The organism is Sphingobacterium litopenaei, assembly GCF_014692495.1.
Lineage (GTDB): Bacteria > Bacteroidota > Bacteroidia > Sphingobacteriales > Sphingobacteriaceae > Sphingobacterium > Sphingobacterium litopenaei.
Window position 1 is genome coordinate 1 of record NZ_JACOIJ010000034.1, and the last position, 19,290, is coordinate 19,290.

Consider the following 19,290-nt stretch of genomic DNA (forward strand, 5'->3'; position numbering starts at 1 on the left):
ACAATCCTGAATAAGAACTGAACTGTATTTTTTGTTGGGTAGAAAGCATCCTGATATCCGTTAAAGCTTAATTTAAGATACAAAAAAAGGAGTAGAAAATGCACTTTCCACTCCTTTTTTTTGGCCCAATATAAAAGGGGACTTTTTCAGTGCCCTCAAATTTTCAAGCCTTATTTTTTTGTTCTTATTTACCAGCTAATTCCTTAGTAGGTTTTGTCCATATTTTTAATTCTTCGCACGATAAGAATTCTGGATTAATATCGATGTAAGTTGTTTCTCTTCTTGACTCAAACCATTCGCTCAACGTACGATTGATTTTATCTTGTCTTGCTGCTTCTTTTATCTTCGCAAAATCCTGCTCCATATTTGCTTTGTGCGGAGGTATTCTTGAACGTAAATAATAGATGCGGTATGATTTTTCGCCTAAACGCTTGTCAGTATAAACAATTGGTTTTGATATTTCACCAACTTTCAATGGGTCGATAGCATTGAAAACTTCAACATCGTCCAACTGATCCATCGGAATTAATGTAGAACGGTCTTCCATATTTGATACGACACCACCAGCGTATTTCGTGTTTTGGTCATCCGAATAAATAGATGCAGCCTGGTTGAAAGTCAATTTGTTATTTCTAATCAAATCAGCAACGCTATCAATCTTAGCCTTTGCACGGTTCAATGATTCGAAAGTAGCTTGTTTTTTCACCAATACGTGTCTAACGTTTACCTCTTCACCACGGCGTTCTAATACTTGTAAAAAGTGGAAACCAAATTGTGTTTCGAAAACTGGAGATATTTCACCTTTTTTCAATCTAAAAGCATTTGCAGAGAATTCTTTTACCCAATTTTCGCGGGTATTGAAGCCTAATTCACCTCCATAAGGAGCAGAACCATCTTCAGAATATAAACGTGCTATAGTACCAAAATCAGAGCCGTTAAGTACCTGTTGGCGGTAGCCTTCAGCTTTTTTACGAAATTGATCTTTTTCTTCTTTCGTCAATACAGGATCAATAACTAACTGTGCATATTCGATTTCTGTATTGAAATAAGGAAGACTATCTGCATCCAAACTGTTGAAATATCGTTTTACTTCTTCAGGAGTAACATCGATTTTAGAGACAATTTGACCTTGCATTTTATTACCTTTCAATTGTTCTGCTACGGCAGGACGCATCTCTTCTTTGTGCTGTAGGATGGAACGGTTTAGGAATTCCTCCAATCGCTCTTTACCGCCAGCTCGCTGCACCATATTACGAATACGAAAATTCAATTGATCGTCCACTTCACTTTCAGAGACTTCTACAGAGTCAATAACGGCCTGTTGAGCTAATAATTTTTGGGTCAACAATTGTTGTAGGATATAGCATTTGATTTTATCGTCAGGCTTATTTCCTTGTGCCAAAAATTGCGTGTATTCAAGTTCAAGATCAGATTGCAATATCTGCGCATTCCCTACAGTGGCAATTATACGATCTACTAATTTTTCTTGTGCCGATAAAGTATTTATGGATACCGTTAGAATAATAAGTATTCCTAAAAGTTTTTTCATTAAATTGTAAGTCAAAATTTATGGTACAAAAATATTAGAATAATTTATAAAAGCACTATTTTTCAATTGAATAATGCTAACTTACTGCCAGCAATAACTATTCAGGAGCTTTATTTGCGAATATACTGTTTTGTAATCAAGCAAATAATCTATTTAACGAATTTTAACGAGTCTATGAAACGTCTTTTTTTATCCTTCATCCTTTTGAGTATATCAACTGTTGTATTGCATATGAATACAGTATATGCACAACACAAAAAATTGTATGTGGGTACATACACTAGCGGTAGTGATAGTAAAGGCGTTTATGTTTATGATTTTGATGAAAGATCAGGTGAAGCTACACTAGCCAAGACTATTGCTATGGATAATCCATCTTTCCTCGCGCGTAAAGGTTCGATTTTGTATACCGTAAATGAGAATTCTAAAGGAATGCTTACAGTTTACGATTTGGATTCAGATAAGATATTAAGCCATGTCTCCACGGATGGAGAGCATCCGTGTCACATTTCTTTGAGCCCCAAAGATCCAGTAGCTGTTGTTTCCAATTATTCAAGTGGTTCTTTGGCATTGTATTCTTTGAATCAAGATGGAAGCATACATGCTTTGGATGATATTTTGAAGTTCAATGGTTCAAGTATTAATAAAGAAAGACAACAAGAATCCCATATTCATTCCGCATTTTTCAATAAAGAGGGTTCTCAAGTGTATGTATCCGATTTAGGTGCAGACTTAATCTATGTTTTTGAAATTGAGCGACAAAATGATAAATATGGATTTCATATAGTTCAGGAGATCAAAACTAAATTAGGAGGAGGTCCAAGACATTTAGTTTTCTCTCAAGATGAAAAAACACTGTATAGCATATTGGAAATGACTGGAGAAGTTCAGGTTTTTCAACAGGATAATAATGATTGGGTTTCCAAGCAAATAGTCCCAATGTATCCAGCAGATTTCAAAGGCGAACATGGCGGCGGAGATATTAAATTAAGTAAAGATGGAAAGCATATATTCGCGACGAATAGGGGAACAGCTAATTTTATTTACCAATATAAAATTAATCAAGATGGAAAGCTTAAGGTGAAGAGATTTTCTAGTGTCTTTGGTGATTCTCCTAGAAATATTAATTTATCCCCAAGTGAAAAATTCATCTTTGTTACAAATCAAAACACTAATAACATCACCATCTTTTCTAAAAAGATGGATAATACAAAAGATGTCGGCTTAGTTCTACAAATTCCTAAACCAGTTTGTGTAATTTTCTGAATAAATTGATTTGTTTATTTATATTTGATATAATTAGTTAATTTTTACCTAAAGTCATGTCTCTAATATCTTTAAAATTTAAAGATTTATTTGAAGCACATTATCAAAACTTATGTTTCTTTACATACACCTTGGTAAATGATAAAATCTTAGCCGAAGATTTTGTTCAAGATGCTTTTGTTGCCTTATATAATAATCAAGAAATATTAGATAAGGAGGCTAAGGTTTTAAAAGCCTATTTATACACCACAATAAAAAATAGTGTTCTTAATTGGGGTCGGCACACAAAAGTGGAGCGAAAATATCATGATTTGAAACCTTTCATTGATTTTGTCGATTTAGATTTTGATAATGCTTTGATTAAAGCGGAAACAGTCGGTGAAATCAATAGAATTATAGCAAAACTTCCAGATTCTTGCCAAAATATTTTTAAATTATACTACCTTGAAGGATTATCTACTAAAGAAATTGCAACTCAACTCCAATTAAGTATTAATACCATAAAAACCCAAAAACAACGCGGATTAAAGTACATACAATCAAAATTAAGTCCTGAGTTTTTTTTGGTTTTATATTTTATTTTAAAATAATTCAATTTTCTTGTCACCCTTTTTTAGAAATTAGGTTTCTTACAGATATAAAACCTAATTTATGTCTATTAAGGATGTTATTGTAAAATATATTAAAGGTGATTGTTCTCTTGCCGAAAAAGAGCAATTAGATATATGGTTAGCTCAAAATAAAAAGAATCAGGACTTATTAGATAGTTTAATGAATTCTAAATCATTTGAGCAAGATATTATTAATTACAACTTATTTGATATAGAAGAAGCTTGGACTAAGTTAGCAGCAAAAATAAATCAAAAAGAAAAGAAGGTAATTAGATTTTATCCTCACCACTGGTTTTATGTAGCGTCCATTATTCTGGTCTTATTTAGTATTTCATTTTTGTACCTAAAATATACAAGTACTTTAAAGGAGGAAACTCTAGTCCAGCTCTCAGAAGGAAAAGTATTAAAAGATTCATCAGGTGAAATTTTACCTGCCACCTCAGGCGCTATACTTGTTAAATCAAACGGTCAAAAAGTTACGCTAGAAGATTCATTCAATATAGAAATGGATGGCTCAGTTGTAGTGAACGATTCCAAAATATCAGATGAGGAGCTTAATAACGAGAGTTCTTATTACGAATTAATAGTTCCAAAAGCAAAGGTTATACAATTTACCATGTTTGATGGAACAAAAGTTTGGGTAAATGCTAACTCAAGATTGAAAATCCCAACAGCAAGCTTTAAAAACGAACGTCGAATTACTATTTTATCAGGAGAAGCTTATTTTGAAGTAGCTAAATATCAAAATAGCAAATTTTTTGTCCAATGTGATAAAGGCACTATCGAAGTTTTAGGAACTAAGTTTAATGTAAATACATCTAAGAATAATTTTAAAACCACTTTAGTAGAAGGAAGTGTAAAATTAAGCAATGGGCATGATGAAGAAATACTTACACCTAATTCAGCAGCACTCTTATTGGATAATAAATTTAAAGTGTTTAAAGCAAATGTATATGCAGATTTAGCTTGGAAAAATAATATATTCTATTTCAATAATTTATCAATACAGCGTATTGCTAAACAAATTGAAGATTGGTATGGTGTCAAAGTACACATCAGTAGTGGGGTCGCGGAGTATACTAGTACTTATTCAGGTGAATTGCGCAGGGATGTACCACTTACCGAGGTGCGAAAAATGCTAGAATTTATCTCTGGATTGGAGGTAAGAATAGATGGAGATAATTTGAATATTAATAAATAACAGGAATGCGCCAACATTCCTGTCAAAATGAATTTACTAAATAGTTTTTATGTAAAACCAGAGGTAAAAATAACTAAAAGTGTTCATATATAATATAATAACATGTTGATTTTTACATATTTCAAGTTTCTTATTAGGAAAAATTACCAGCTGTTTTACAATAAGGTTAATAAGATTTGCCAAATTATAGGATTAATTAACTCGATTTTTCACCTAAAAATGTCTTTATATGTATAGAGTGTCTACGTAAAGTGACTTTATAGAATGCGCCAACATTCTTGTCAAAATAATTTACTAACTAAATTTTTAATGTTAAACCTTAACAAATGTATGATTAACAATTTCTTAAAGAGATTGCGGGAGGCCACTCCACCTCTTAAAAATGCTATATTCTATATGAAAGTTCTTATTTTCATTCTATTGGCTAGTTTGCAATTTGTATCTGCAAAAATAACTGCACAGACAATTACACTAAATTTGCAAAATGCAAAATTGGAAGATGTCTTTAGAAGTATTTCATCACAAAGTCAAATTAAATTTCTCTATAATGATGAAATTTTAGTAAAAGTTCCAAATATAACTCTTCAGGTAAAAAATGAGCCATTAGAAAATGTACTATCTAAAATCTTATCAAAACAGAAATTTGAATACAAAATATTATCCAATACTGTCTTAGTTAGCTCAAAGGCTCCAACGCCAATGCCAGAAAATAATACAATTCAAACACGAGTAATAGGAGTTGTGGTGGATGGTGAAGGCAAAGCTCTGAGTAATGTTTCTATAGTGTTAGTAGGATCTACAGTAGCAACAATGACTGATAAAGATGGAAAGTTTTCTATTCAGGCCAATGTTGGCAATGTTCTTGAAGCTAGATATATAGGTTATAAAACATCGAGAGTTACTATTTCTAATTTAACTAATACTAGAATCGTATTATCCGCGGATGAGTCGAATATTGAAGAAGTTCAGGTAGTAGCCACAGGATACCAAAATCTAGATCGAAAACTATTCACAGGAGCATCAACTAGAGTAAATGCAAAAGATGCTGAACGTAATGGTGTACCAGATATTTCTAGAATGCTAGAAGGACAAGTTGCGGGTGTTTCTGTTCAAAATGTTTCAGGAACATTTGGCGCAGCACCTAAAATTCGAGTGCGTGGAGCTACATCATTGTCTGGTGAGAATAAGCCATTATGGGTTGTTGACGGTATTATTTTAGAAGATTTAGTTAATATTTCAAACGAAGCATTATCTACGGGAGATGCAAATACCTTAATCGGTTCTTCAGTAGCAGGTTTAAATCCTGATGATATAGAGTCTTTTACAATTCTTAAGGATGCGGCAGCAACAGCAATGTATGGTGCTAGAGCAATGAACGGTGTTATTGTTGTAACAACTAAGAAGGGTAGAAATACAGAAGGTAAGACTCATGTTAATTATTCAAGTAATTATACAACATATTTAAAACCAAACTATAATCAATTTGACATCATGAATTCTGCTGAGCAGATGTCTGTGTTAATTGAGCAAGATAATAAAGGTTATTTTAATCATAGTTCAGTATCACGAGGATCAACAGGTGGAATATTTTTTAAGATGTATAATAAAATGTATGAACTAAATGATGATAATACATTTAGTCTTGAAAATACGACAGAAGCAAAATTGAATTTTTTGAAGAGATATGCACAAGCAAATACTGATTGGTTCGATGTTTTATTTAAAAATTCCTTACTTCAAGATCATTCTCTAAGTTTAACTTCAGGAAGCTCAAAATCACAAACTTACCTCTCTACTTCTTTTATTCATGATAATGGGCAGACACTTGGTGATAATGTAAAGCGTTATACTGCAAACTTGAGAAATTCTTTCCAATTGAGTGACAAACTTTCGGCTGAAATATTAGTTAATGGCTCAATTCGTGATCAAAGAGCACCCGGTACATTAACTCGGCAATCTGATCCTGTATATGGACAATATTCAAGAGATTTTGATATAAATCCTTATTCATATTCACTTAATACTTCAAGGTTAATTACGCCTTACGATGAGAATGGAGACTTAGAGTATTTTACTAGAAGTTATGCTCCATTCAATATCATTAATGAGCTTAATACCAACTATTTGAAATTATTGAATATGGATTTAAAAGTTCAAGGTGGCATTAAATATAAAATTCTTGATAAGATAATAGCATCTGTAGACGCCGCATATCGTTATGCAAATACAGAAAGACAGCATTATATATTGGAGGGTTCTAATATGGTTAAAGCATATAAAGCTGCTGGGGATGCTACTATTGCTGATGGCAATATTCTCTTATACAATGATCCAGATATTCCTAATGGATTACCTCAGATTGTTTTACCAGAGGGTGGATTTTACAATACCACATTAAATAACTTAAAGAATTATTATTTCCGAGGAAACTTGGAATATGATGATACTTTTAAAGAAAATCATAGGTTAAATTTATTTGGATCCTTTGAGTTGAGACAAACAGATCGTCAAAATTCCGACTATGAGGGTATTGGTTATCAGTACGATAATGGTGGATTGGTGAATCCAAATTATCGCTTTTTTAAGAAGATGATTGAGGGAGGTGATCCTTATTTTGGTATGGGTTACGATTGGGATAGATTTGCCGCTGTGGCATTTAGAGGTGCTTACGCTTTTAAAGATAGATATAGCATAAACTTTACAACGCGTATCGATGGATCTAATAGACTTGGAAATTCATCTGTTGCAAGATGGTTGCCTACTTGGAATATCTCTGGAAAATGGAATATTGACCAAGAGGAGTTCTTCAATTCAGAAAACAATATATTATCCGCAGTTAGTATAAGAGGAACATACGGTTTAGTAGCCAATTTAGGGAGTGCAAGGAATGCAACGCCTTTATATTATAACAGAATCACTTATAGACCTTATGAAGATGAAAAAGAAACTATAACGAGTTTGAATAGCTTAGGTAACTCTGAATTAACCTGGGAAAAGGCTTATGAACTTAATATAGGTGCAGATATTCAATTATTCAATAAGATTGATATAACAGCGGATTATTATAAGAGAAATATCTTCGATTTAATTGGTAGTATTAGAACTTCGGGTATCGGTGGACAATTTATTAAGCAAGCAAACTATGCCGATATGGAGGCTAATGGCTTTGAGTTTACTGTTGCGGGAAATCCAATAAGGAAGGATGATGGTTTCTCATGGCGTACTCAATTTAATTTTGGTATTAATAAGAATAAAGTAACAAACTTAGAAGTTAATCAAAATATATGGACGCTTGTTAGAGCTGAAGGTGCAGCAGTGGAAGGGTATGCGCAGCGAGGTTTGTTTTCCATTCAATTTGATGGATTAGACCCTAATTATGGATATCCAACGTATATAGGCACAGAAGGTGAAAAAGATACCTATATATATCTTCAAAGTGAGGATATAGATTATTTAAAATATCATGGTCCCGTGGACCCTACTTTTACAGGAGGATTTTACAACAATTTTAAATACAAGAACTTTGGACTTACTGCCTTACTTACTTTTTCATCAGGTAATTACATCAGATTACAGCCTACATATTTAGCTAACTATTCAGATTTGCAATCTATGTCAAAGGATATGGTAAATAGATGGTTGATGCCTGGGGACGAATTAGTAACAAATATTCCTTCTCTTTTGGACCCTACATCTGGAAACCGTGTATTAAGGGCCAATGGCACTACTGTATCATCTGTCTATCCCTATAATGCATATAATTATTCTGATCAAAGAGTCGCAAAGGGAGATTTCATACGATTTAAACAAATCCAGTTATCTTATAGTCTTCCTAAATCAATTACGAACAAATTGAAGATGTCTTCTGCTCAAATAGCATTAGTGGGTAACAATATTGCATTATTATATTCGGACAAAAAGTTAAATGGAGCAGATCCTGAGTTTTTTAATAACGGAGGTGTAGCAATGCCAATTCCTAGACAATACACATTTTCACTTAAGGTTGGATTTTAAAGATTAGAATGATGAATTTTAAAATAGCTAAATATTATATATTATCAGCCGTAGTTTTGTCATTTAGTGCATGTGAAAAGTACTTGGACAAAACTCCTGATATGAGAACTGAAATAAATTCAGTTGAGAAAGTTGCTCAACTCGTTGGGAGTGCTTATCCATCATACAATTATCTAGCAATGGCAGAGCATTCTTCTGATAATGTTTCTGATAAAGGAGTTGGAGTAGGACAAAATGATTCGCCATATTCTGAATACTATATGTGGGAAGATGTAGAGGGTTCAGGAAATAATACTCCAACACAATATTGGAATACAGTTTATGCAGGGATTGCAGCTGCAAATCATGCTCTAGAGGCAATTGAAAATGGCGTCTTTAATGATGATGTATTACCATATAAAGGTGAAGCCCTTGTAGCTAGAGCCTATGGTCATTTTATGTTGAGTATTTTCTTTGCACAGCCCTATAATATCGGAGGTGATAATTCTTCTCCAGGTATTCCTTATGTGGACAAACCTGAAACCGTAGCTTTAGCTCAATATTCTCGAGGCACGGTTCAAGAAACATATGATAAGATTCGAAAAGACTTAGAAGAAGGTATTCCTTTACTGAGAGGTGGAGTTTGGAAGGTTCCTAAATATCATTTTACTAGTTCTTCCGCTAATGCATTCGCTGCGCGATTTTATTTATTTACTGGTGAATATGAAAAAGCGATTCAAGCTGCTAATAATGTATTTCCAGGAGGTGACTTTACTGGTAAAGTCAGAGAGGTAAATTCTACTTTGAGACTAATGACTTCTGCTGAATATTTGATAGAAATGACGAAAATGGATAAGGATTTTAACCTTCTCATTCGTGAAACTTACAGCGTGTATCAAAGAACAAGTAGTTCAGTGTATCAAAGGTTTGGATATGGACAGAAGAAGTATAATGAATTTTTTGCAACGCCATTATTTTCAGGAACTACTTTATACACCAAGGGGCTAAGCTATAGCAGTGGTCAGCATTACACTTCCTATATGTGGAATGAGTTTTTTTATTACACTAATATACAAGCAGGAATTGGATATCCATACATTATGCAGCCTTTATTGACCTCAGATGAGGCATTATTTAATAGAGCAGAAGCATATGCACATACCGGTGATTTTGCTAAATCTCTTGCAGATATAAATTTTCTTTTGAGTCATAGAGTAAACAACTATAATGTCAATAGTCATTTATTAAATATTGATAAGGCTAAGGATGCATCTGGAAAATCTGATCCAAAAGAAGCTTTAATTTATATTATATTGAAAATGAAACAGGCTGCATTTGTTACAGAAGGAATTAGGTGGATGGATATTGTACGCCACAAACTTCCTGTAACACATGTTGTACTTGATGAGGATTCAGAGGAAACTGAACATGTTTTAGAGCCGAACGACCTTAGAAGAGTGTTCCAAATTCCTAGTGAGGCTAGCCTTGCTGGAGTAAGTCAAAATCCAAGATAATTTAATGTTATGATTTTAAGATTAATAAATATAGCACTAATTCTCACCATTGTAATGAATAGTTCATGCAGTAAGAGTGATGATAATTTAGATGTGGATTTATCTAAATATAATTATGATAATTTTGAAAAACTTCCTATTGATAACTATATATATAATACATTGACCAAGCCTTACAATGTAGAAGTAGTATACCGATTCGATAGAAGCCACACAGATATTTCTAAGAATATTTCACCTCCAAAAATAGAAAAGGTACAACCTGCGGTAGATATGATTCTTAAAGGGTTTATCAAACCCTATGAAAAGTTAGGTGGTGAAAGAATGATTAAAGAATATACTCCGAAACAATTTGTTTTATTTGGTTCGCATGCGTATAATGACAATGGTAGTGTAACTTTAGGTACTGCGGATGGTGGTAGAAGGGTTGTACTTTATGATGTAAATAATATTAGTGAAGCTAATGGTACTGATATCCAAAGAAGATTGCGCACAATACATCATGAGTTTACACATATTTTGAATCAAATGGTTGCAATTCCTCCATCTTTTAGAACCATAACAGCAGATCATGTTGACAATTGGTTAGCTGCAGAAAATACTGATGCAGAAGCAAAAAGATTAGGGTTTGTGTCTCGATATTCTAGAAGTTCTTTTGGGGAAGATTTTGCAGAAATGGTAGCTCATTTATTGATTGAGGGACAGACTTGGTTTGATAACTATGTAGCAGAAATTCCTGATGCAAAGTATAGAGACCGAATTAGGTTAAAGGAATCCGTTGTGAAGGAATATTTTAAATCTTATTTTGGGATTGATTTTGTCGAATTGCAAGATGAAATGAAAAGAGTTCTAACAAATGATTATCTAGTGAGTTTTCCTGAAGATAAAACCAAAGAATTACATTTTTCTCTTCTTCAAAATAAAGTTAGTACAATAAGATACACTGTTGGAGCGGAATATTTGACTACTCATGGAGACCCTTCAATTATTAAGACTCTGCTACAAAATGCTCAAATTGAATTACGTGCAGTAGGCTCTGTAACAGCAAACGGTTTAATCGATCATATTGAATTTAGATTTACAAATCAAGAAGAAATGACATTGCGTGTAGCATTTCGAACTGCTGCAGGAGGAACTATTTATTCATGTGATTATTTCTTCAAAATGAATATAAATCCATTAAATGGTGATATAAATTTTATAAAATCTGTGAATGCATCTGGAGCACATAATAGTGGAACGAATGCACAATATACTAATCCTGGATTTGAGAAATATATCTTACCATATTTATCCGCAAGAACCTTTGTAGCATCATGGTTACCAACATCAATACCATCCACAAGTCCGTTATATCGTACTTTTGGAGGTTTTTATGTGAAGGGAACCCCAACTAATTATATTTATGGACCTATAGTATTGAAATAATCATGAAAAATATTATTTTATTTATAACCTCATTTCTTTTATTTACGGGGTGCCACAAGCATGAGGCAGAGAATTTATTCGATGCTTTACCAGAGGAAAGGATTAATGAAAAATTAAACGAGTTGAGATCAAAATTGCTGGAGTCACCAAGTGGCTGGAAAGCAACACTTAATACTGGTACTACTACTACTAAGGGTGCATATAATTTTTATATTAATTTTGAAGATGTAAATAATTATTCTATACAAGGTGATTTAAATGAGACAAGTTCTACAGAGTGGCAGATTGCTACATATAGAATAATTTGGGCTATGAATGCCTCCTTAGTTTTCGATACTTTTTCCTATTTAACCTATCTACAAGAGCCATCATCCTCCTACGGAGGTACGGCGCCACATGGATATAGAAGTGATATAGAATTTGAGTATATAAGATCATCAGAAGATAGTGTGTTTTTGAAGGGAAAAAAATATCAACATGATTTTTTGTTAACAAAAATTTCCACGAGCGATAAACAGGCTTTAGATAATAAGGAATTAAAGTCAAAAATTGACCAAGTAACTGCTTTTTTTGCTAATAATCTTAATAGTTACTTTCAAATCGATAATAGTGACATAAAATATGCAGTTTCGATTGATAGAATTGGTAGGCAGATCATTTTGAATTGGATGGAGAATGACAAAGTTGAATCAGTTATATCATCATTTGCATATAGCTTAGAAGGGATTGATATATTCAAACCAATTAATGTTAAAGGAAATATTATTAGCAAAATTGTTATAAATAATAATAATGCCGAAGCAAAATCAACTTCAAGTTCCTTTATAATAAAAAATAATCCAACGCCGATTCTTCCTATAACTTCCTTATTTGGATCAAACGCCGCTTTTAATGCTATTGTAATCAATGGTCCAAATATGCCCGTAGGAATTACATCGCAATTTAATACTTTATGGCAAGGACAATTAAATCTTTATGCTAATAATAATGCAACAATGGTATCCTGTATTTTCAAATTAAATAACTCCACCACAGCTTCATTATTAGTAAGGTTTAATATTGGAGGAACTGTTTATTTAGCACAATCTGATTATAATTATACACTTGTTGAAGGAATATTGAAGCTGTCAGCGCCTATATCTACAAATGGCAATTATAATAACGGTTGGGTAACTACTGATATTAAAAATTATTTTAGTGCAGGAGAGTTCAAAATTGATTATGCAGTAAGTACAAATCCAGATGTTGTAAATATAGGTGGATTGTATAAAGTAAATAATCCTAGCTCATTTTTCTATGGAAAATTAGAAAAAAATTAAGAAATAAAAGGGAGCTATTTAGCTCCCTTTTATTTCTATTCTGGTACGGTATAATGATTTAAATATCGGACGATGCTGTTAGCTCGAGTGTTGACATAGCGCGAAGGTCTGCGAGCATCCCATTTACGGGGATTGGGAAGTATCGCGATGATCAATGCGGCTTCTTTTTTGGTTAAACTTTTACCCGATTTATCAAAATAGTATTGCGCAGCAGCTTCAGCTCCATATACGCCCTGACCCATTTCAATAACATTGAGATATACTTCCAAAATTCTCTTTTTGGGCCAGAATAATTCAATCAAAAAAGTAAAATACGTTTCTAACCCTTTACGTACCCAAGAACGTTGTGGCCATAAGAATACATTTTTTGCTGTTTGTTGAGAAATTGTAGATCCCCCGCGAAGAGGTTTACCATCCTTATTTTTCTCAAAAGCTTCCATAATGGCTTTTGTATCAAATCCATTATGCGTCATGAAATGTGCGTCTTCACCTGCAATAGCAGCTTTTTTAAGATTCGTTGATAACTCCTCATAATTCAACCATTCCTTTTCAATCTTGAAACCTTTGCCCGCTGCTTTCCATTCGAAACCTCGTTTTATCATTAAAAAAGTAACAGGAGGATTAATAAAGCGTAAGGCTAAAACCCAAAATATGGTGACAGCAAAAAATCCAAGTACGATACGAATAGTCCACTTTTTTGTAATTTGAATCCAATTTCTGGAGGTTGATTTTCGCGTATTAGTTTTTTTGCGAGGAGAAGATGAATTTGAATTTGTTCTTTTGATAGCCATGACTATTCGATACGGTATTTTGATGCAAACCTAACGAAAAAATGGACAATATGCACGAGGATTTGTAACTTGTATGGTAATATATTTCTTAGTAGTGAGAAATGGAGAACGGTTAAATTATAATAATTCTACAGATGAAAGATACAAGTAAACACGATCAAAAAATCGCGAAAATGATATTTGCGTCGGTTTATCCACATTATGTGACTAAAGTCGAGAAAAAGGAACGAACCAAAGAAGAATTACATGAGGTTATTTCTTGGTTAACAGGTTTTTCAGAAGAAGAAATTCACCAACATATCAACAATAAATCTACTTTCAAGGAATTTTTCGATGCGGCAAAATTAAATGAAAATGCATATTTGATTACAGGGGTGATTTGTGGGTACCGTATAGAAGAAATCGAGAATCCGTTGACCCAGAAAGCGCGATACTTAGACAAGCTGGTAGATGAACTGGCAAAAGGCAAGAAAATGGAAAAAATCTTAAGAAAATAAGAAAAATCAATCGATTATCAATTGATTTTGTGCAAAAATTAAGCCTTTTTTGCCCTTGTCAAATCACGGCTTTTATCTTATTTTTACGCTTCAACTAAAATTTATTTTCCATTGGCAAAGGCAAAGAAAGAAACTCCTCTAATGCAGCAATATAATAGCATCAAAGCTAAATATCCAGGTGCATTACTGTTATTTCGGGTAGGTGATTTTTATGAGACGTTTGGTGAAGATGCGATTAAAGCTGCTGGAATTTTGGGTATTGTTCAAACCAAAAGAGGTAATGGGACGGAATCCGAAACGGCTTTAGCCGGTTTTCCACATCATTCGCTCGAAACCTATTTGCCAAAGTTGGTGCGCGCTGGATGTCGTGTCGCTATCTGTGACCAATTAGAAGATCCAAAACAAACGAAAACTATTGTCAAACGTGGCGTTACAGAATTGGTTACACCAGGAGTCTCGTACAATGACAATATCGTACAGCAAAAATCCAACAATTACCTTGCTTCTGTCTATTTTGAAAAAAGCACAGTCGGAATTTCTTTCTTAGATATTTCGACAGGTGAATTTTTAGTTGCGCAAGGTAATGTAAACTATATTGATAAATTACTTCAAGGGTTCAAACCGACGGAAGTGATAATGCCTCGCAAACAATCCAAAGAATTTTTAGAACAGTTTGGAGCGTCGTATTATACATATTTTTTGGACGAATGGCCTTATTCGGGTGATTACGCCAATGAAACTTTACTAAAGCATTTTGAGGTTAATTCTTTGAAAGGTTTTGGTATTGACCGAATGACTGTTGGAATTGTGTCTGCTGGTGTTGCTTTGCATTATCTGAATGAAACCGAACACCGAAATCTGCAGCATATTTCAAATATTGCACGTATCGAGGAAGATCGCTTTATGTGGTTGGATCGTTTTACGATTCGCAATCTGGAATTAATTGGCTCTGCTAATGAAAATGCAACTACGCTTTCGGATGTGTTGGACGAAACGGCTTCCCCAATGGGTGCGCGTCTATTGAAGCGTTGGATTGTGATGCCACTGAAAGATCGTAAATCCATTCAGGAACGTTTGAATGTGGTGGATTATTTCTACCAGCATCGTGATTTGCGAGATGAATTGATTCGTGAAATCAAGCAAGTAGGGGATTTAGAACGATTGATTTCCAAAATAGGTTTGCTTAAAGCCAATCCGCGTGAAATTATTCAATTAAAACGTTCGTTATATGCTACTGAAAAGCTAAAAGAACTGACAAATGTCTCAGAGTCGGAAGCTTTGCGAATGATTTCGGAGCAGCTAAATGCTTGCACAATCATTCGTGAAAAGATTGAGCAAACTATTCAAGCAGAACCACCTGTTTTGCTCAACAAAGGTAATGTTATAGCGGATGGCGTTGATGAAGATTTGGACAAATTACGTAAGATTGCTTTTGGAGGAAAAGATTATTTAGTTGAAATCCAACGTCGTGAAGCAGAAGCAACGGGTATTCCATCTTTAAAAATTGCTTTCAATAATGTGTTTGGCTATTATCTCGAAGTGACCAATACACACAAAGATAAAGTGCCAGAAAGCTGGATTCGTAAACAAACCTTGGTGAATGCAGAGCGTTACATCACGGAAGAGCTGAAAGAATACGAAGAACAAATTTTAGGTGCGGAAGAGAAAATTCAGGTTATTGAAAATAGAATTTACGGCGAGTTGCTGGTTTCTATTGCCGAATACATCAAGCCTATTCAATTGAATGCACAATTGATTGCTAAATTGGATGTATTGCTCAATTTTGCGACAATAGCAGAGAAGAATTATTACTCAAAACCTGAAATTTCGGATTCCAAAATTTTAGATATCAAAGGAGGTCGTCATCCTGTGATTGAAAAGAATCTTCCGATTGGGGAGGATTATATCACAAACGACACGTATCTCGATCCAGAAACACAACAAATTATTATTATCACCGGTCCTAATATGGCGGGTAAATCGGCGCTATTGCGTCAGACTGGTTTGATCGTGTTGATGGCACAGATAGGATCTTTTATTCCTGCAAAAGAAGCGCATATAGGTTTGGTGGATAAGATTTTCACCCGGGTAGGAGCTTCTGATAATTTATCATCTGGTGAATCAACCTTTATGGTGGAAATGAATGAGACCGCAAGTATTATGAATAACCTGTCGGATCGTTCGTTGATCTTATTAGATGAAATTGGTCGGGGCACAAGTACATACGATGGGATTTCTATTGCGTGGGCTATTGCCGAATTCTTGCACAATCATCCTTCAGCACGAGCGAAGACGTTATTTGCCACGCACTATCACGAACTAAATGAACTGAATAACTCTATGCCGCGCATTAAAAATTATAATGTGACGGTGAAAGAAGTAAATAATAAAGTTATATTCTTACGTAAGTTAATGCCAGGTGGCTCTGAGCATAGTTTTGGTATTCACGTCGCTAAATTGGCGGGTATGCCTCCAAAATTAATTGGTCGTGCTTCGGAAATCCTTAAACGTTTAGAGCAAGAGCGTACTGGTGGAGAGAAAATCAAAGACAGTATGCGCAAAATCCAAAAACAAGCGCATCAATTACAAATGTTTGCCATTGATGATCCTGTCTTAGAAAAAATCCGTGATATGCTGAACCATTTGGATGTCAACTCGCTGACTCCAGTGGAGGCATTAATGAAATTAGACGAAATTCAACGCGTTTTAAAAAGTTAAAAACGTACAAAAAACTCGAAAGATGCGTATTTGGATGGGATGTCTGATTTCAATCGGCTATCCCATTTATACGGCACTAAATGTACATTACTTTCGATACCGATGTAGGTTTTCTTTGCGATGTGTCGCATAATTGAAATACCTAAGCTTGAATGCAAGGTTTGCACATTTCTGAATCGCATCGTTTCGGTTTCATTGCCATCATCGTCTTCTCCGTAAACAGTTTCGGATAATCCAGTCCAAATAAAACCATAGCCCAAATTGATTTTAGGTAAGATGATAAATCGACTTTTATCCAATAATTTATACCCTACACCTAAGGCGATTACATGACTTGATTTTGATTCTACCTCACGAATTTCCTCTTTATAGACAAAGTCGAATGCCGGAGCTTTAGAATGTGCGCGAAATTTGTAATGAATGTCCAATACAAAATCATTGATAAAAGGAGTCATATAAGACAAACCTCCTGTAACCAACTTTCCAAAATAGTAATTCTCCCCAATAGGTTGGAAAGAGCCGATGTGTACGCCAAAAGTATTCTTTTGCTTGTGTTGATCCACTTCTATACGCTCTTTCATCTTCTTGTCAGGTGCTGATTCAGGCTGCATAATATTTAAGTAGGAATCGATATCATCTTTAAAAAGATGCAATAATGCTTCTTCTTCCTTGTTTATGTTATTATATGTAGGAGAGTTCAAAAGAGCAGTCGCTTTGATTTTTAATAAAGAATCTGTTGAATGGCCAAGCGGAACGTAATCATATTTCTTCTTATTTTGCTGATAAACAGTTCTATTTTCATACGAATCATCCCACCGAGTAATTAATTTGCTGTCAAATTTATTTTTAAAATATTTTGAACGTAGCTGATCGGTATTAGTCTTGTTTATAATCTGATAGATTAATCGCGTACGCAATGTGAATTCAGATTCTCCACAGCTTGCTTCCATAGTATTCAAAGTCTGTGCAATTCCTTCGTAATCATTACGCTGTAACTGAGTGAGGAGTTTTTCAATTGCAATAGCCGTAACCGTTTCGCATTGGTTTTGGGCAAACAGGGAAAAAGTGCTGATAAATAAAAAAAGAAAAGTTATAACAGGTTTTATAATCTTCATAGTGGTTAGTTTAATACTAAAGTATGTATAATATTCAAATTCTTAAAACGCAAAAATGTATACCTTTGCTGCAATGGGATCAATTTTTCAATTTAAAGAATTTGAAGTCAATCAACAAGGCTGCGCCATGAAAATTAATACGGATGGGGTATTGTTAGGCGCAACAGTAGATGCAAATAATCCTACGCGGATATTGGATATTGGAACAGGCACAGGAGTAATTGCTATGATGCTGGCACAACGATTTCCAGACGCTCAGGTGGATGCGGTCGAAATTGATGAAGAAGCATATAAAACCTCCTTAAAAAATTTTCAAAACTCTCCTTTTCAAGCTCGTATTCAAGGCTATTTTGGGTCTTTTGAAGAAATGCAATCTTCCCTTCCATATGATATTATTGTCAGCAATCCGCCTTTTTATACAAATTCTTTGCACAATCCTGATTCCAGAAAAAAATTAGCAAGACATACTGATTTTGATTTTTTTAATAAACTTTTAGTTTTTGCACAGGAGAAACTTACCCATAATGGGCAGTTGGAGTTGATATTACCAGGTGAATTAGCAGAGTATGTCATAGAACATGGGCACGCGATGGGACTTCATCTTCGGAAAACTATTTCTATCCGCTCTTTTGCTGATTCTGAAGTGATAAGAAATTTGGTTTCCTTAGGAAAGAATTCTGTCGAAAGTACAATTAAGGATGATTTCATTATTTATGAAGAGAAAGGTGTGTATTCAGCTGATTATCGTACTGTATTAAAACCGTTCTTTTTAGCATTTTAGAATTATGAAAAAAATAGGCTTATTATCAGATACCCATAGTTACTTGGATGATGCGGTTTTCAAACATTTTGAAAATTGTGATGAAGTATGGCATGCAGGAGATTTTGGTTCGCTGGAGGTAGTAGAGAGACTTGAAGCTTTTAAACCTTTTCGCGGGGTGTATGGGAATATTGATGATAAGACCATTCAACTACGTTGCCCTGAACATTTGCGTTTTGAATGTGAAGGTGTGGATGTGTGGATGACACATATTGGTGGATATCCAGGACGTTATTCTTCTCTTGTGAAAGCAGAAATTACGCATAATCCACCTAAACTTTTTATCTGCGGCCATTCGCATATTTTGAAAGTGCAATATGACCAAAAATTGCAGCTATTGCATTTAAATCCTGGTGCAGCAGGAAAGCATGGATGGCACAAAGTCCGCACCCTCATGCGTTTTGATTTAAATAATGGAAAAATTGAAAATTTGGAAATAATTGAGTTGAATGTAAGGTGAAAAATTTC

14 protein-coding genes are annotated in these 19,290 nt (G+C 34.1%); 11 read left to right on the top strand and 3 right to left on the bottom strand.

Going from position 1 to position 19,290, the window contains the following annotated elements:
- Positions 1–184: 184 nt before the first annotated feature.
- Positions 185–1,549 (bottom strand): peptidylprolyl isomerase, encoded by a 1,365-nt coding sequence (locus H8B04_RS14045; RefSeq protein WP_190302751.1) that lies wholly within the window; start codon positions 1,547–1,549, stop codon positions 185–187.
- Between the two features lie 174 nt (positions 1,550–1,723).
- Here H8B04_RS14045 and H8B04_RS14050 point away from each other — a divergent pair, with 174 nt between their 5' ends.
- From H8B04_RS14050 to H8B04_RS14080, 7 genes are all read left to right on the top strand, one after another.
- Positions 1,724–2,815: a lactonase family protein gene (locus tag H8B04_RS14050; RefSeq protein WP_190302752.1), complete on the top strand. Its 1,092-nt coding sequence runs from the start codon at positions 1,724–1,726 to the stop codon at positions 2,813–2,815.
- A gap of 56 nt (positions 2,816–2,871) precedes the next feature.
- A complete protein-coding gene (locus H8B04_RS14055) occupies positions 2,872–3,405 on the top strand; it encodes an RNA polymerase sigma factor (protein ID WP_190302753.1) in 534 nt (177 codons plus the stop codon).
- Between the two features lie 61 nt (positions 3,406–3,466).
- Complete coding sequence (locus H8B04_RS14060; RefSeq protein ID WP_190302754.1) at positions 3,467–4,627, top strand: FecR family protein; 1,161 nt, start codon at positions 3,467–3,469, stop codon at positions 4,625–4,627.
- A gap of 396 nt (positions 4,628–5,023) precedes the next feature.
- Positions 5,024–8,641: a SusC/RagA family TonB-linked outer membrane protein gene (locus tag H8B04_RS14065; RefSeq protein ID WP_190302755.1), complete on the top strand. Its 3,618-nt coding sequence runs from the start codon at positions 5,024–5,026 to the stop codon at positions 8,639–8,641.
- Positions 8,642–8,652: 11 nt separating this feature from the next.
- The gene (locus H8B04_RS14070) at positions 8,653–10,134 is read left to right on the top strand and encodes a RagB/SusD family nutrient uptake outer membrane protein (protein WP_223815441.1); all 1,482 of its coding nucleotides are present in this window, start codon (positions 8,653–8,655) and stop codon (positions 10,132–10,134) included.
- Positions 10,135–10,143: 9 nt separating this feature from the next.
- Complete coding sequence (locus H8B04_RS14075) at positions 10,144–11,562, top strand: substrate import-associated zinc metallohydrolase lipoprotein (protein WP_190302757.1); 1,419 nt, start codon at positions 10,144–10,146, stop codon at positions 11,560–11,562.
- A 2-nt stretch (positions 11,563–11,564) separates the two neighbouring features.
- A complete protein-coding gene (locus tag H8B04_RS14080; protein ID WP_190302758.1) occupies positions 11,565–12,881 on the top strand; it encodes a DUF4302 domain-containing protein in 1,317 nt (438 codons plus the stop codon).
- Positions 12,882–12,916: 35 nt separating this feature from the next.
- Here H8B04_RS14080 and mtgA read toward each other — a convergent pair whose 3' ends face one another.
- A complete protein-coding gene (mtgA, locus tag H8B04_RS14085; protein ID WP_190302759.1) occupies positions 12,917–13,672 on the bottom strand; it encodes a monofunctional biosynthetic peptidoglycan transglycosylase in 756 nt (251 codons plus the stop codon).
- 134 nt (positions 13,673–13,806) lie between these two features.
- Here mtgA and H8B04_RS14090 point away from each other — a divergent pair, with 134 nt between their 5' ends.
- On the top strand, positions 13,807–14,169 hold the full coding sequence (locus H8B04_RS14090) for a DUF2200 domain-containing protein (protein WP_190302760.1): 363 nt from the start codon (positions 13,807–13,809) through the stop codon (positions 14,167–14,169).
- Between the two features lie 111 nt (positions 14,170–14,280).
- The gene (gene mutS / locus H8B04_RS14095; RefSeq protein WP_223815440.1) at positions 14,281–16,887 is read left to right on the top strand and encodes a DNA mismatch repair protein MutS; all 2,607 of its coding nucleotides are present in this window, start codon (positions 14,281–14,283) and stop codon (positions 16,885–16,887) included.
- Here the strand turns inward: mutS and H8B04_RS14100 are convergent.
- A complete protein-coding gene (locus H8B04_RS14100; protein ID WP_190302761.1) occupies positions 16,884–18,002 on the bottom strand; it encodes a hypothetical protein in 1,119 nt (372 codons plus the stop codon). The genes mutS and H8B04_RS14100 overlap by 4 nt on opposite strands.
- A gap of 73 nt (positions 18,003–18,075) precedes the next feature.
- On the opposite strand from H8B04_RS14100, the gene H8B04_RS14105 reads away from it, so the two are divergent.
- Together H8B04_RS14105 and H8B04_RS14110 are read left to right on the top strand one after the other, a co-directional pair.
- The gene (locus tag H8B04_RS14105; RefSeq protein WP_190302762.1) at positions 18,076–18,783 is read left to right on the top strand and encodes a tRNA1(Val) (adenine(37)-N6)-methyltransferase; all 708 of its coding nucleotides are present in this window, start codon (positions 18,076–18,078) and stop codon (positions 18,781–18,783) included.
- A gap of 4 nt (positions 18,784–18,787) precedes the next feature.
- Positions 18,788–19,282, top strand: coding sequence for a metallophosphoesterase family protein (locus H8B04_RS14110; RefSeq protein ID WP_190302763.1), 495 nt, complete (start codon positions 18,788–18,790; stop codon positions 19,280–19,282).
- The last annotated feature ends 8 nt before the right edge of the window (positions 19,283–19,290 follow it).

Bases quoted from the DNA above. Each gene is read 5' to 3' on its own strand.
- H8B04_RS14045 (WP_190302751.1), bottom strand. From the start codon at position 1,549: ATGAAAAAACTTTTAGGAATACTTATTATTCTAACGGTATCCATAAAT.
- H8B04_RS14050 (WP_190302752.1), top strand. From the start codon at position 1,724: ATGAAACGTCTTTTTTTATCCTTCATCCTTTTGAGTATATCAACTGTT.
- H8B04_RS14055 (WP_190302753.1), top strand. From the start codon at position 2,872: ATGTCTCTAATATCTTTAAAATTTAAAGATTTATTTGAAGCACATTAT.
- H8B04_RS14060 (WP_190302754.1), top strand. From the start codon at position 3,467: ATGTCTATTAAGGATGTTATTGTAAAATATATTAAAGGTGATTGTTCT.
- H8B04_RS14065 (WP_190302755.1), top strand. From the start codon at position 5,024: ATGAAAGTTCTTATTTTCATTCTATTGGCTAGTTTGCAATTTGTATCT.
- H8B04_RS14070 (WP_223815441.1), top strand. From the start codon at position 8,653: ATGAATTTTAAAATAGCTAAATATTATATATTATCAGCCGTAGTTTTG.
- H8B04_RS14075 (WP_190302757.1), top strand. From the start codon at position 10,144: ATGATTTTAAGATTAATAAATATAGCACTAATTCTCACCATTGTAATG.
- H8B04_RS14080 (WP_190302758.1), top strand. From the start codon at position 11,565: ATGAAAAATATTATTTTATTTATAACCTCATTTCTTTTATTTACGGGG.
- mtgA (WP_190302759.1), bottom strand. From the start codon at position 13,672: ATGGCTATCAAAAGAACAAATTCAAATTCATCTTCTCCTCGCAAAAAA.
- H8B04_RS14090 (WP_190302760.1), top strand. From the start codon at position 13,807: ATGAAAGATACAAGTAAACACGATCAAAAAATCGCGAAAATGATATTT.
- H8B04_RS14100 (WP_190302761.1), bottom strand. From the start codon at position 18,002: ATGAAGATTATAAAACCTGTTATAACTTTTCTTTTTTTATTTATCAGC.
- H8B04_RS14105 (WP_190302762.1), top strand. From the start codon at position 18,076: ATGGGATCAATTTTTCAATTTAAAGAATTTGAAGTCAATCAACAAGGC.
- H8B04_RS14110 (WP_190302763.1), top strand. From the start codon at position 18,788: ATGAAAAAAATAGGCTTATTATCAGATACCCATAGTTACTTGGATGAT.